This window comes from Streptomyces sp. NPDC049687 (assembly GCF_044465285.1).
Classification (GTDB): Bacteria; Actinomycetota; Actinomycetes; order Streptomycetales; family Streptomycetaceae; genus Streptomyces.
In genome coordinates, this window is the sequence record NZ_JBITLN010000015.1 from 105751 (window position 1) to 118947 (window position 13197).

11 protein-coding genes are annotated in these 13197 nt (G+C 70.0%); all 11 read left to right on the top strand.

Going from position 1 to position 13197, the window contains the following annotated elements; translation table 11 throughout:
- The first annotated feature begins 122 nt into the window (after positions 1-122).
- The 11 genes from ACIBVL_RS35385 (at position 123) to ACIBVL_RS35435 (ending at position 13195) form a co-directional block, all read left to right on the top strand.
- Positions 123-1415, top strand: a complete 1293-nt coding sequence (locus tag ACIBVL_RS35385) for a homoserine dehydrogenase (protein WP_399103912.1) — start codon at positions 123-125, stop codon at positions 1413-1415.
- A gap of 6 nt (positions 1416-1421) precedes the next feature.
- Entirely contained in the window at positions 1422-2480 is a 1059-nt protein-coding gene (thrC, locus tag ACIBVL_RS35390) for a threonine synthase (RefSeq protein ID WP_399103914.1), read from the top strand.
- A 238-nt stretch (positions 2481-2718) separates the two neighbouring features.
- On the top strand, positions 2719-3663 hold the full coding sequence (gene thrB / locus ACIBVL_RS35395) for a homoserine kinase (RefSeq protein WP_399103916.1): 945 nt from the start codon (positions 2719-2721) through the stop codon (positions 3661-3663).
- A gap of 406 nt (positions 3664-4069) precedes the next feature.
- Positions 4070-6085, top strand: a complete 2016-nt coding sequence (rho, locus tag ACIBVL_RS35400) for a transcription termination factor Rho (RefSeq protein ID WP_399103918.1) — start codon at positions 4070-4072, stop codon at positions 6083-6085.
- Between the two features lie 122 nt (positions 6086-6207).
- Complete coding sequence (locus ACIBVL_RS35405; protein ID WP_399103920.1) at positions 6208-8025, top strand: trypsin-like serine protease; 1818 nt, start codon at positions 6208-6210, stop codon at positions 8023-8025.
- A 168-nt stretch (positions 8026-8193) separates the two neighbouring features.
- Entirely contained in the window at positions 8194-9315 is a 1122-nt protein-coding gene (locus ACIBVL_RS35410; protein WP_399103922.1) for an LCP family protein, read from the top strand.
- A 148-nt stretch (positions 9316-9463) separates the two neighbouring features.
- The gene (gene rpmE, locus ACIBVL_RS35415) at positions 9464-9688 is read left to right on the top strand and encodes a 50S ribosomal protein L31 (RefSeq protein ID WP_399103924.1); all 225 of its coding nucleotides are present in this window, start codon (positions 9464-9466) and stop codon (positions 9686-9688) included.
- A gap of 107 nt (positions 9689-9795) precedes the next feature.
- The gene (gene prfA / locus ACIBVL_RS35420) at positions 9796-10872 is read left to right on the top strand and encodes a peptide chain release factor 1 (protein ID WP_399103926.1); all 1077 of its coding nucleotides are present in this window, start codon (positions 9796-9798) and stop codon (positions 10870-10872) included.
- 88 nt (positions 10873-10960) lie between these two features.
- A complete protein-coding gene (gene prmC / locus ACIBVL_RS35425; RefSeq protein WP_399104067.1) occupies positions 10961-11800 on the top strand; it encodes a peptide chain release factor N(5)-glutamine methyltransferase in 840 nt (279 codons plus the stop codon).
- A 70-nt stretch (positions 11801-11870) separates the two neighbouring features.
- The gene (locus ACIBVL_RS35430; RefSeq protein WP_399103928.1) at positions 11871-12518 is read left to right on the top strand and encodes an L-threonylcarbamoyladenylate synthase; all 648 of its coding nucleotides are present in this window, start codon (positions 11871-11873) and stop codon (positions 12516-12518) included.
- Positions 12515-13195 (top strand): protein-tyrosine-phosphatase, encoded by a 681-nt coding sequence (locus ACIBVL_RS35435; protein ID WP_399103930.1) that lies wholly within the window; start codon positions 12515-12517, stop codon positions 13193-13195. The genes ACIBVL_RS35430 and ACIBVL_RS35435 overlap by 4 nt, the downstream gene beginning before the upstream one ends.
- Positions 13196-13197: the final 2 nt, after the last annotated feature.

A 13197-nucleotide genomic window follows, 5' to 3' on the forward strand; every position in this document is an offset into this window, starting at 1 on the left:
TCTTTTGTCTGTCCACCCCGCGCAAATGAAATAAATGTCTCACGATCCGGACCGGGGATAGAAACTCCGGTTCGGTGGGTGAGACTGGACCAACCGTAGACGGTATGAGGAAACGAGGTCGGATGATGCGTACGCGTCCGCTGAAGGTGGCGCTGCTGGGCTGTGGAGTGGTCGGCTCAGAGGTGGCGCGCATCATGACGACGCACGCCGACGACCTCGCCGCGAGGATCGGCGCCCCGGTGGAGCTCGCGGGGGTCGCCGTACGGCGGCCTTCCCGGGTGCGTGAGGGTATCGACCCGGCCCTCGTCACCACCGACGCCACTGCCCTCGTCAAACGCGGTGACATTGATGTCGTGGTGGAGGTGATCGGCGGGATCGAGCCCGCCCGGACCCTCATCACCACCGCCTTCGAGCACGGTGCCTCGGTGGTCTCCGCCAACAAGGCCCTCCTCGCGCAGGACGGGGCCGCGCTGCACGCCGTCGCGGACGAGAACGACAAGGACCTCTACTACGAGGCCGCCGTCGCCGGTGCCATCCCGCTGATCCGGCCGCTGCGCGAGTCCCTCGCCGGCGACAAGATCAACCGGGTGATGGGCATCGTCAACGGCACCACCAACTTCATCCTCGACAAGATGGACTCGACGGGGGCGGGGTACCAGGAGGCTCTCGACGAGGCGACCGCGCTCGGGTACGCGGAGGCCGACCCCACCGCCGACGTCGAGGGGTTCGACGCGGCCGCCAAGGCCGCCATCCTGGCCGGGATCGCCTTCCACACGCGCGTGCGCCTCGACGACGTCTACCGCGAGGGCATGACCGAGGTGACGGCGGCCGACTTCGCCTCCGCCAAGGAGATGGGGTGCACCATCAAGCTGCTCGCCATCTGTGAGCGGGCCGCCGACGGCGGGTCCGTCACCGCTCGGGTGCACCCGGCCATGATTCCGCTGAGCCATCCCCTCGCCTCCGTGCGCGGCGCGTACAACGCGGTGTTCGTGGAGTCGGACGCGGCCGGTCAGCTGATGTTCTACGGCCCCGGCGCCGGCGGTGCTCCCACGGCCTCCGCCGTGCTCGGCGACCTCGTCGCCGTCTGCCGCAACCGGCTCAGCGGGGCAACGGGGCCCGGCGAGTCGGCGTACGCCGCCCTGCCGGTCTCGCCCATGGGCGAGGTCGTCACCCGGTACCACATCAGCCTGGACGTGGCCGACAAACCGGGCGTACTGGCTCAGGTGGCGACCGTGTTCGCCGAACACGGCGTATCCATCGATACGGTTCGGCAGCAGGGCAAGGACGGCGAGGCGTCCCTCGTCGTCGTCACCCACCGCGCGTCCGACGCCTCCCTCACCGGGACCGTCGAGGCGCTGCGCAAGCTCGACACCGTGCGGGGTGTCGCCAGCATCATGCGGGTTGAAGGAGAGTAACCAGCAATGACCCACCAGTGGCGCGGAATCATCGAGGAGTACCGGGACCGGCTGCCGGTTTCCGACACCACGCCGGTCGTGACGCTCCGTGAGGGCGGCACGCCCCTCGTGCCCGCGCAGGTGCTCTCCGAGCGCACGGGCTGCGAGGTCCACCTCAAGGTGGAGGGCGCCAACCCGACCGGGTCCTTCAAGGACCGCGGTATGACCATGGCCATCAGCAAGGCCAAGGAGGAGGGCGCCAAGGCCGTCATCTGTGCCTCCACGGGCAACACCTCTGCCTCCGCCGCCGCCTACGCGGTCCGCGCGGGAATGGTCTCCGCCGTGCTCGTGCCGCAGGGCAAGATCGCGCTCGGCAAGATGGGGCAGGCCCTCGTGCACGGCGCGCAGATCCTCCAGGTCGACGGCAACTTCGACGACTGCCTGACTCTCGCCCGCCAGCTCAGCGACAACTACCCCGTCGCGCTGGTCAATTCGGTCAACCCGGTCCGTATCGAGGGGCAGAAGACGGCCGCGTTCGAGATCGTGGACATGCTCGGGGACGCCCCCGACATCCATGTCCTGCCGGTCGGCAACGCGGGCAACATCACCGCGTACTGGAAGGGCTACAAGGAGTACGCCGGTGACGGGACCGCCCGGCGGACCCCCCGTATGTGGGGTTACCAGGCGTCAGGCTCCGCGCCCATCGTGCGCGGCGAGGTCGTCAAGGATCCCTCGACGCTCGCCACCGCGATCCGTATCGGCAACCCGGCGTCCTGGCAGTACGCGCTGGCCGCGCGGGACGAGTCCGGCGGTCTCATCGACGAGGTGACGGACCGTGAGATCCTGCGCGCCTACCGGCTGTTGGCCGCGCAGGAGGGCGTCTTCGTGGAGCCCGCGTCCGCCGCGTCCGTGGCCGGCCTGCTGAAGGCCGCCGAGCAGGGCAAGGTCGACCCGGGGCAGCGGATCGTGTGCACGGTCACCGGCAACGGTCTGAAGGACCCGGGGTGGGCCACCGAGGGCGCGCCGCGTCCCGTGGTGGTGCCGGTCGACGCCGCCGCGGCCGCCGGGCGCCTCGGCCTCGCGTAACAGGTCGCGGCAGGGGTAACCCCGTAAGGGGTGCACAGGGGGCTTACGACACGCATCGTGCGCCTCCTGTGCGCCCTATGTCGCCGCAGAACCTTCCTTCGATAGGCTGTACCGAACCCGCCCGCCGCATATGCCGCAGCGCCGCGTCGCCTCGCGGCCCCAGGGTTATCAGATACGTATCGAATATCAGTGTCGACGTCATTCGACAGTCACGCAGCTCAAGGAGAGTCATCGAGAGATGGCCGGTCCCGCCTTCCGCGCCGCCCCCGTCCGGGTGCGCGTCCCCGCCACCAGCGCCAACCTCGGCCCCGGCTTCGACGCCTTCGGCCTCTCGCTGGGGCTCTACGACGACGTCGTCGTCCGGGTGGCCGACTCCGGGCTGCACATCGACATCGCGGGCGAGGGCAGCGAAACGCTGCCGCGTGACGAGAAGCACCTCCTCGTCCGCTCCCTGCGCACCGCCTTCGACGTCCTGGGCGGCCAGCCGCGCGGCCTGGAGATCGTCTGCGCCAACCGCATCCCGCACGGCCGGGGCCTCGGCTCCTCCTCCGCCGCGATCTGCGCCGGCATCGTCGCCGCGCGCGCGGTGACCATAGGCGGCGAGAACAAGCTCGACGACACCGCCCTGCTCGAGCTCGCCACCGAGATCGAGGGCCATCCGGACAATGTGGCGGCCTGTCTGCTGGGCGGTTTCACCCTGTCCTGGATGGAGGCGGGGGCCGCGCGGGCTATCAGGATGGAGCCCGCCGATTCCATCGTTCCGGTGGTTTTCGTGCCCGGAAAGCCGGTTCTGACCGAGACGGCGCGCGGTCTGCTCCCGCGCTCCGTGCCGCACGTCGACGCCGCCGCCAACGCGGGCCGCGCCGCGCTGCTCGTCGAGGCCCTGACCAGGCGCCCCGAGCTGCTGCTGCCCGCCACCGAGGACCGTCTGCACCAGGAGTACCGCGCCCCGGCCATGCCGGAGAGCGCCGCCCTGGTGGAGCGGCTGCGCGCCGACGGGATCCCCGCGGTGATCTCCGGCGCCGGACCCACCGTGATGGCGCTCGCCGACGCGGGCACGGCCGACAAGGTCGAGGCCCTGGCGGGCGCGGACTGGGCCGCGAACCGGCTGGCCCTGGACCTGCAGGGCGCGAGTGTGCTGCCGCTCGCGCCGACTGGTGAAACGCACTCCGGCGACATTTAGTGCACGGTTGCCGGATTTCGAGAGGGGGAATGTTTGTTGGATCCGGTAGTGTTAACCTCAAGTCTGCACCCGACCCCACCATGGCGAGGTGCTTCACGTCCCCGTCCGGGACAGACATTCTTCCGGGAGCTCCCCACGCCGCACTGCGTTCCGTACGTCGTATCTGGGCAGTACGCCGTACACCGACGCTGAGCGGTCCGCAGGGCACGCTCCGGAATCGGTGCTACCACGCCACGTGACACTGGGTGCCACGGCTCGTCGTGGAAGCGCCATCACCAGCAAATCTCTCTTCCGCCCGTTGTGGCGGACCACCGCCCCGGCTTCGCCACAGCAAGGACCGAAGTCGGACAGCACAACCGGTCGCCGAGCCAGACAGGCCGACGTCCGCTCCAGGGAAGGACCCTTCGTGAGCGACACCACCGATCTGATGGGCGCACGTGTCGAGGAGACCGCTGCCGCGCCCGCCACGGACGCCTCCGCGCCTGCCACCGGTGCCGGCTCCCGGCGGCGCCGCGGTACCGGCCTCGAGGGCATGGTGCTGGCCGAGCTGCAGCAGGTCGCATCCGGCCTCGGCATCAGGGGCACCGCGCGTATGCGCAAGAGCCAGCTGATCGAGGTCATCAAGGAGGCGCAGGCAGGAGGCGGTGCCGCTCCCGCCAAGGCCGAGGCCCCCGCCGCCGAGACCAAGCCCAAGCGCCGTGCCACCTCCAAGGCGCGCACCGGCGACGCCGCCGAGAAGAAGGCGGACGCGGCCCCGGTCGCGGCCCCCGCCGACAAGGCCGTGGCCCAGCAGCAGATCGAGATCCCCGGCCAGCCGGCCGGTGCCGATGCTCCGGTCGAGCGCCGCCGTCGCCGTGCCACCGCCGACGCGGGCAGCCCGACGGCCACCGGCGCCGAGACCGTGGTCGCCGAGGCCAAGGCCGAGCCCAAGGCCGAGACGCCCGCGCAGCCGCAGGCCGAGAACAAGGCCGCCGACGCCGGCGAGGCCGAGGGCCGCCGCCGTGACCGCCGGGAGCGCAGCGACCGCGGGGACCGCAGCGATCGTGGGGAGCGCGGCCGTGACCGTGACCGCCGCGGCAAGGGCGACGACCAGCAGGGCGGCCAGCAGCAGCGCGGCCAGCAGACCCAGCAGCAGGGCGGCCGTCAGGACCGTAACGTCGGTCCGCAGGACGACGACGACTTCGACGGCGGACGCCGTGGCCGTCGCGGCCGCTACCGCGACCGTCGTGGCCGCCGTGGCCGTGACGAGATCGGCGCCGCCGAGCCGCAGCTCGCCGAGGACGACGTCCTGATCCCCGTCGCGGGCATCCTGGACATCCTCGACAACTACGCCTTCATCCGGACCTCCGGCTACCTGCCGGGCCCGAACGACGTGTACGTCTCCCTCGCCCAGGTACGCAAGAACGGCCTGCGCAAGGGTGACCACGTCACCGGCGCGGTCCGCCAGCCCAAGGAGGGCGAGCGCCGCGAGAAGTTCAACGCGCTGGTCCGCCTGGACTCCGTCAACGGCATGGCGCCCGAACACGGCCGTGGCCGCCCGGAGTTCAACAAGCTGACCCCGCTGTACCCGCAGGACCGCCTCCGCCTGGAGACGGACCCGGGCGTGCTGACCACCCGGATCATCGACCTCGTGTCGCCGATCGGCAAGGGCCAGCGTGGTCTGATCGTGGCCCCGCCGAAGACCGGCAAGACCATGATCATGCAGGCGATCGCCAACGCGATCACGCACAACAACCCCGAGTGCCACCTGATGGTCGTCCTCGTCGACGAGCGTCCGGAAGAGGTCACCGACATGCAGCGGTCGGTCAAGGGCGAGGTCATCTCCTCGACCTTCGACCGCCCGGCCGAGGACCACACCACGGTCGCGGAGCTCGCCATCGAGCGCGCCAAGCGCCTGGTCGAGCTGGGTCACGACGTGGTCGTGCTGCTCGACTCGATCACGCGTCTGGGCCGTGCGTACAACCTCGCCGCCCCGGCCTCCGGCCGCATCCTGTCCGGTGGTGTCGACTCGACGGCCCTGTACCCGCCGAAGCGCTTCTTCGGTGCTGCCCGCAACATCGAGGACGGCGGCTCGCTGACCATCCTCGCCACCGCCCTGGTGGACACCGGGTCCCGCATGGACGAGGTGATCTTCGAGGAGTTCAAGGGCACCGGCAACATGGAGCTCAAGCTCGACCGGAAGCTCGCCGACAAGCGCATCTTCCCGGCGGTGGACGTCGACCCGTCCGGCACCCGCAAGGAGGAGATCCTGCTCGGTGCCGAGGAGCTCGGCATCGTGTGGAAGCTGCGCCGGGTGCTGCACGCGCTCGACCAGCAGCAGGCGATCGAGCTGCTCCTCGACAAGATGAAGCAGACCAAGTCGAACGCCGAGTTCCTCATGCAGATCCAGAAGACGACGCCGTCGCCGGGCAACGGCGACTGAGCTGCGGCTTCCTCAAGGGCCGCCCCCCGTCACAGGAGTGACGGGGGGCGGCCCTTTGGCGCTGAGAGGAGTGGGTGCATCAGGCACCCATCCTCATCTCCTGTCTCTCTGGGGGGACTTCTTTGCGTACGCCCCTGTCCGCAGCCGGCCGGCACAGACGCCGGATACGTTTCGCCCTGCCCGTCGCCGCGGCCGGCCTGGCCGCCGCCGTCGCCGCTGTGCTCGTCACGACGACCGCGGGTGCGGCCACGGCAGCGCCGACGCCCGCGCACAGCGCCCCGTCGACGGCCGAGATCGAGGCGCGCCTGGCGACCGCGCTGGCCGGTGACGACACCGCGGGGGAGACGTCCTCGAAGTCGTCCCTGAGTGCGAGCAGCAGTTCGACGACCGTCGATCCGAAGATCATCGGCGGCAGCACCACGACCATCGCCACCGCGCCGTACATGGCCCAGCTCTGGTACGGCGACGACCGGGGCACCTCCATCACCACCGACGACGTCGGCTTCTTCTGCGGTGGCGCGGTCGTCGCCCCGACGAAGATCCTCACCGCCGCGCACTGTGTCGCGGGCTACAACTGGAACGCGCACGGCGTCGTCATCACCGGCACCGCGCAGCTGCTCTCCGAGGACTCCAGCGGCAACGTCGACCTGCACGGCGGCACCGCCAGCGGCGTCTGGCGGCAGTGGAACTACCCGTCGTACAACGAGTCGACCATCGACAACGACCTCGCCATCCTGACGCTCCCGAACCCGGTCAAGGCGACGCCGATCCCGATGACGACGGCCGGTGACACCACCTCGTACACGGCCGGCACCGTCGCGAAGGTCTACGGCTGGGGCCGCACCAGCTCCACCAGCCAGGACATCTCGGACACTCTGAAGACGGCCGACCTGCCGATCCAGTCCAACACCACCTGCTCGGCCGAGTACGGCGCCGACTTCATCGCGGGCCACATGGTCTGCGCGGGTGACCCCGCCACCGGCTCCGACGCCGGCACCACCTCCGCCTGCAACGGCGACTCCGGCGGCCCGCTGGTCGTCGGCGGCAAGGTCGTGGGCGTCGTGTCCTGGGGTGTGAAGGACTGCGTCGAAGCGGGCGCGTACAGCGTCTTCACCAAGCTCACGACGTACGTCGCCGCCGCCTACCCGCGCATCGACGACACCAACCTCAGCGGTGACCACAAGGCCGACCTGTTCGTGCGCAACGCCTCCACGAAGACGGGCTACGAGCTCGACTCCAAGGGCACCTCGCTGGCCTCCCGCCTGTCCTGGGGGTCGTACAGCGCCTGGAACCTGGTCCTGCAGACCGACCTCGACCGCGACGGCTACACGGACTTCATCCAGCGCCGCGCCTCCGACGGTGACGTCTACTGGCGGCACTGCGTGTTCTCCAGCAACGGAACCAACTGCACCTGGACCAGCAACCTGATCGGCGACGACTGGAAGACCCGCCTGGCCATCGTCGCCCCCGGTGACGTCACCGGCGACAACCTGCCGGACCTGCTGTCCGTGGACTCCGCGGGTGTCCTGTGGATCTATCCGGGCCAGGGCAACGGCAAGTTCGCCACGCGCGTGAAGGTCTCCACCGGCTGGAACCAGTACAACTTCGTGCGCGGTCACGGCGACTTCAGCAACGACGGCAGGGCCGACCTGCTCGCCCGCAACAAGAGCACCGGCGTGATCTACCTCTACAAGGGCACCGGCAAGGCCGGCACGGGCGCGTTCGCGGCCCGGGTCAAGGTGCGGACGTGGAGCAGCACGACCTACAACGCCTTCGACGCCGTCGGCGACGTCACCGGTGACGGCAAGGCCGACTTCCTGGCCCGTACGCCCGCGGGCACGCTCTATCTGTACAAGGGCACCGGAAAGGCCACGAGCGAGATCTTTGCCACAAGGGTGTCGCTCGGTACCAGTTTCAAGCAGTACGACCTCTTCGGCTGAGCTCGGCCGAAAGCGCAGGTGAGCGGGGTGCGCCCCGTTGAGGCTCCGCACGCTCCGTGCCCGGTCTGCCACAGATCGGGCACGGAGCGTTGTGCAACGCTGTGTCGAGTTTCCCCGTCTGACCGGGCGGAGTGACGATGGTGAGGTTGCACGAGAACAGAGGAGCACATGTCAGCCGAGAGCACGCCGGAGCCCGGCATACCGGGTGAGAACGACCGCGGCAAGGGGCCGCGCCACCGCAAGCGGCGGGGCAGGCGCAAGGGGCTGCTGGTCATGGCCTGGACGGCCGCGGGGATCGTCGTCCTGGGCGGTACCGGGGCGGGCTACCTGTACTTCAAGCTCAACGGCAACATCAAGAGCGTCGACATCGACCAGGCGCTGGGCACCGACCGGCCGACGAAGGTCGACAACGGCTCCGAGAACATCCTCGTCCTCGGCTCGGACACCCGCTCCGGCTCCAACAAGAAGCTCGGCGGCGGCACCGACGACGGCAGCGCCCGCTCCGACACGGCGATGGTCATCCATGTGTACGAGGGGCACAAGCGGGCCAGTGTGGTCTCCATCCCGCGCGACACCCTCATCGACCGGCCCGCCTGCACCGACACCGACGGCCACGAGCACGACGCGGCGTCCGGCGTGATGTTCAACTCGGCGTACACGACCGGCGGGGCGGCCTGCGCCGTCAAGACGGTCGAGTCGATCACCGGCATCCGTATGGACCACTACCTGGAGGTCGACTTCGCCGGCTTCGAGAAGCTGATCGACGAGCTGGGCGGGGTCGAGGTCACGACCACCAAGGCGATCGACGACTCCGACAGCCACCTGAGGCTGAAGGCCGGCAAGCACACCCTGAACGGCGAGCAGGCCCTCGGTCTGGTCCGCACCCGCCACGGCGTCGGCGACGGCTCCGACCTCGGCCGTATCCAGCTCCAGCAGGCCTTCATCAAGGCCCTGGTCGACCAGGTCAAGCACGTCGGTCTCTTCACCAGCCCGAAAAAGCTGTACGCCCTCGCCGACACCGCGACCAAGGCCGTCACCACCGACTCCGACCTCGGCTCGGTCGACTCCCTGATGTCCTTCGCAGGCGGCCTCAAGGGCATCAGCGCGTCCAGGATGCACATGGTCACCATGCCGGTACGGTACGACCCCGCCAACCCCAACCGCGTCATCGTCCTGAAGTCCAAGGCCGACCAGGTCTGGACGGCACTGAAGAACGACCGGACGATCCCGAAGTCGGCGACGACGGGCAACGCGACGGGAGAGGCGGCGGGCGTCGTGGCGTCGTCGTAGGACGCCCACCCGCCCTCGGGGAATAGTTGACGGACGCCCCCGGTTTTGGGGGATGGCGCCAGTCCTGGCAGACTGGTACGTCGGCTCCGGTTCACGCTTCCGTATCCCGCGGTGGCGACCCGGCGCCCTCCCGAAACTAGGAGACACCTTGAAGCGCGACATCCACCCCGAGTACGTCGAGACGCAGGTCAGCTGCACCTGTGGCGCGTCGTTCACCACCCGCAGCACGATCGAGAGCGGCACCATCCGCGCCGACGTCTGCTCCGAGTGCCACCCGTTCTACACGGGCAAGCAGAAGATCCTCGACACCGGTGGCCGTGTGGCCCGCTTCGAGGCCCGCTTCGGCAAGGCTGCCGCCGGCTCCAAGAAGTAGCGAGCCCCTTTTCGCCGGTCCACGGTCGCGCCCCGCCCGGGGTGCGCCCGGGACCGGCGTTTTTGGTCGTTCGCCTTCATCCACGCAACGCATTTCAGGAGCCCACCATGTTCGAGGCCGTCGAGGAGCTGGTCGGAGAACACGCCGACCTCGAGACGAAGCTCGCCGACCCGTCGGTCTTCGCCGACCAGGCCAACGCGCGCAAGCTGAACAAGCGCTACGCCGAGCTCACCCCGATCGTCGCCACGTACCGCTCCTGGAAGGAGACCGGCGACGACATCGAGACCGCGCGCGAGTACGCCGCCGCCGACCCCGACTTCGCCGCCGAGGTCAAGGTCCTGGAGAAGCAGCGCGAGGAGCTGACGGAGAAGCTGCGGCTGCTGCTCGTGCCCCGGGACCCGTCCGACGACAAGGACGTCATCCTGGAGATCAAGGCCGGCGCCGGCGGTGACGAGTCCGCGCTGTTCGCGGGCGACCTGCTGCGCATGTATCTCCGCTACGCCGAGCGCGTCGGCTGGAAGACCGAGATCATCGACGCCACCGAGTCCGAGCTGGGCGGGTACAAGGACGTCCAGGTGGCCGTGAAGACCAAGGGCGGCCAGGGCGCCACCGAGCCCGGGCAGGGCGTCTGGGCGCGGCTGAAGTACGAGGGTGGCGTGCACCGCGTGCAGCGGGTGCCGGCGACCGAGTCGCAGGGGCGCATCCACACCTCCGCCGCCGGGGTTCTCGTGACTCCCGAGGCCGAGGAGGTCGACGTCGAGATCAACCCCAACGACCTCCGTATCGACGTCTACCGGTCCTCCGGTCCCGGTGGGCAGTCCGTCAACACCACCGACTCCGCCGTGCGCATCACGCACATTCCCACCGGAGTCGTCGCCTCCTGCCAGAACGAGAAGAGCCAGCTGCAGAACAAGGAGCAGGCGATGCGTATCCTGCGCTCCAGGCTGCTCGCGGCGGCACAGGAGGAGGCGGAGCGGGAGGCCGCCGACGCCCGCCGCAGCCAGGTCCGCACGGTCGACCGCTCCGAGAAGATCCGCACGTACAACTTCCCGGAGAACCGCATCTCGGACCACCGCGTCGGCTTCAAGGCGTACAACCTGGACCAGGTCCTCGACGGCGACCTCGACGCGGTGATCCAGGCCTGCGTCGACGCGGACTCGGCCGCGAAGCTCGCAGCCGCGTAGGCGTCGCAGGACGTACGCACGACCCAGTACGACACGGAGGACTTGCGTGCAGCACTCATTTGGGGGGCGACCCCCAAGCACCCGCAGTCTGCTGCTCTCGGAGGTGGCCCAGGCCACCCAGCGGCTGGCCGACGCCGGCGTGCCCTCGCCGCGCAACGACGCGGAGGAGCTCGCCGCGTTCGTGCACGGTGTGAAGCGCGGCGCACTCCACTCCGTGCGGGACTCCGACTTCGACGCCCGCTACTGGGAGGTCATCGCCCGGCGTGAGCAGCGCGAGCCGCTGCAGCACATCACCGGACTGGCCTACTTCCGCTATCTGGAGCTCCAGGTCGGCCCCGGCGTCTTCGTCCCGCGTCCCGAGACCGAGTCGGTCGTCGGGTGGGCCATAGACGCCGTACGCGCGATGGACGTCGTGGAGCCGAGGATCGTCGATCTGTGCACCGGGTCCGGCGCCATCGCGCTCGCCCTCGCCCAGGAGGTCCCGCGCTCCCGCGTACACGCCGTGGAGCTGTCCGAGGACGCGCTGGTGTGGACCCGCAAGAACATGGAGGGGTCCAGGGTGGACCTGCGGCAGGGCAACGCCCTGGACGCCTTCCGGGACCTCGACGGCCATGTCGACCTGGTCATCTCCAACCCGCCGTACATCCCGCTGACCGAATGGGAGTACGTCGCTCCCGAGGCGCGTGACTACGACCCCGACATGGCGCTGTTCTCCGGCGAGGACGGCCTGGACCTGATCCGGGGCCTGGAACGCACCGCCCACCGCCTGCTCCGACCCGGCGGTGTCGTCGTGATCGAGCACGCCGACACCCAGGGCGGCCAGGTGCCGTGGATCTTCACCGAGGAGCGGGGCTGGGCCGACGCGGCCGACCACCCCGACCTCAACAACCGCCCCCGCTTCGCGACCGCCCGCAGGGCGATGCCGTGAGCACCCCCGACGTGAGCACCACCCCGACCTACGACCCGCAGCAGTACGTGCACGAGGAGGCCCGCTAGACATGGCTCGGCGATACGACACCAACGACGCGACCGATCGTGTGACGGGTCTGCGCGAGGCCGCGTCCGCCGTCCGCCGTGGCGAGCTCGTGGTCCTTCCGACCGACACGGTGTACGGCATCGGGGCCGACGCGTTCTCCAAGGAGGCCGTCGGAGACCTGCTGGAGGCCAAGGGCCGGGGCCGCAACATGCCCACCCCCGTCCTGATCGGCTCCCCGAACACGCTCCACGGTCTCGTCACGGACTTCTCCGAGCTGGCCTGGGAACTGGTCGACGCGTTCTGGCCGGGCGCGCTCACCCTCGTCGCCAGGCACCAGCCCTCCCTGCAGTGGGACCTGGGGGACACCCGGGGCACGGTCGCCGTGCGCATGCCGCTCCACCCGGTCGCCATCGAACTGCTGACCGAGGTCGGCCCGATGGCGGTCTCCTCGGCGAACCTCACGGGCCACCCGGCGCCGGAGAACTGCGACTACGCGCAGGAGATGCTGGGCGACTCCGTCTCCGTCTACCTCGACGGCGGCCCGACCCCCGGCAACGTCCCCTCCTCGATCGTCGACGTCAGCCGCGAGGTGCCGCTGCTGCTGCGCGAGGGGGCGATCTCCGCGGACGAGCTGCGGAAGGTCGTACCCGACCTCGAGGTGGCGAATTGACAGCCCCTGACGCGGGGCGTGGCATAGGCAACGGGGAACGCGCCGCGGAGATCACGACGACTTTCGTCGGGCTTCCGCGCGACTGCTTCCGCATCCTCCACGTCAGCACCGGCAACGTCTGCCGCTCGCCGATCACCGAGCGGCTGACCCGGCATTTCGTGTCGCAGCGGCTCGGGGTGCTCGGCGGTGGGCTGATCGTGGAGAGCGCGGGCACCTGGGGCCACGAGGGCGCGCCGATGGAGGCCAACGCGGAGACCGTGCTGGCCGATTTCGGCGCGGACGCCACCGGCTTCGTCGGCCGTGAGCTCCTCGACGAGCACGTCATCATGGCCGACCTGGTCCTGACCGCGACCCGCGACCACCGCGCCCAGGTCATCTCCATGGGCCACTCGGCGGGCCTGCGCACCTTCACCCTCAAGGAATTCACCCGCCTGGTCAACGCGATCGACCCCGCGACCCTGCCTCCCCTGGAGGAGGGCGTGGTCAGGCGTGCCCGCGCCCTGGTCCGCGCGGCGGCGGCCCTGCGCGGCTGGCTGCTCGCCCCGACGGCGGAGGCGGACGAGGTGTATGACCCGTACGGCGCACCGCTGCCGTTCTTCCGGTCGATCGGGGACGAGATACATCAGGCGCTGGATCCCGTCGTGACGGCGCTGACGGGTGTGCCCGCGCGGATGTAGCG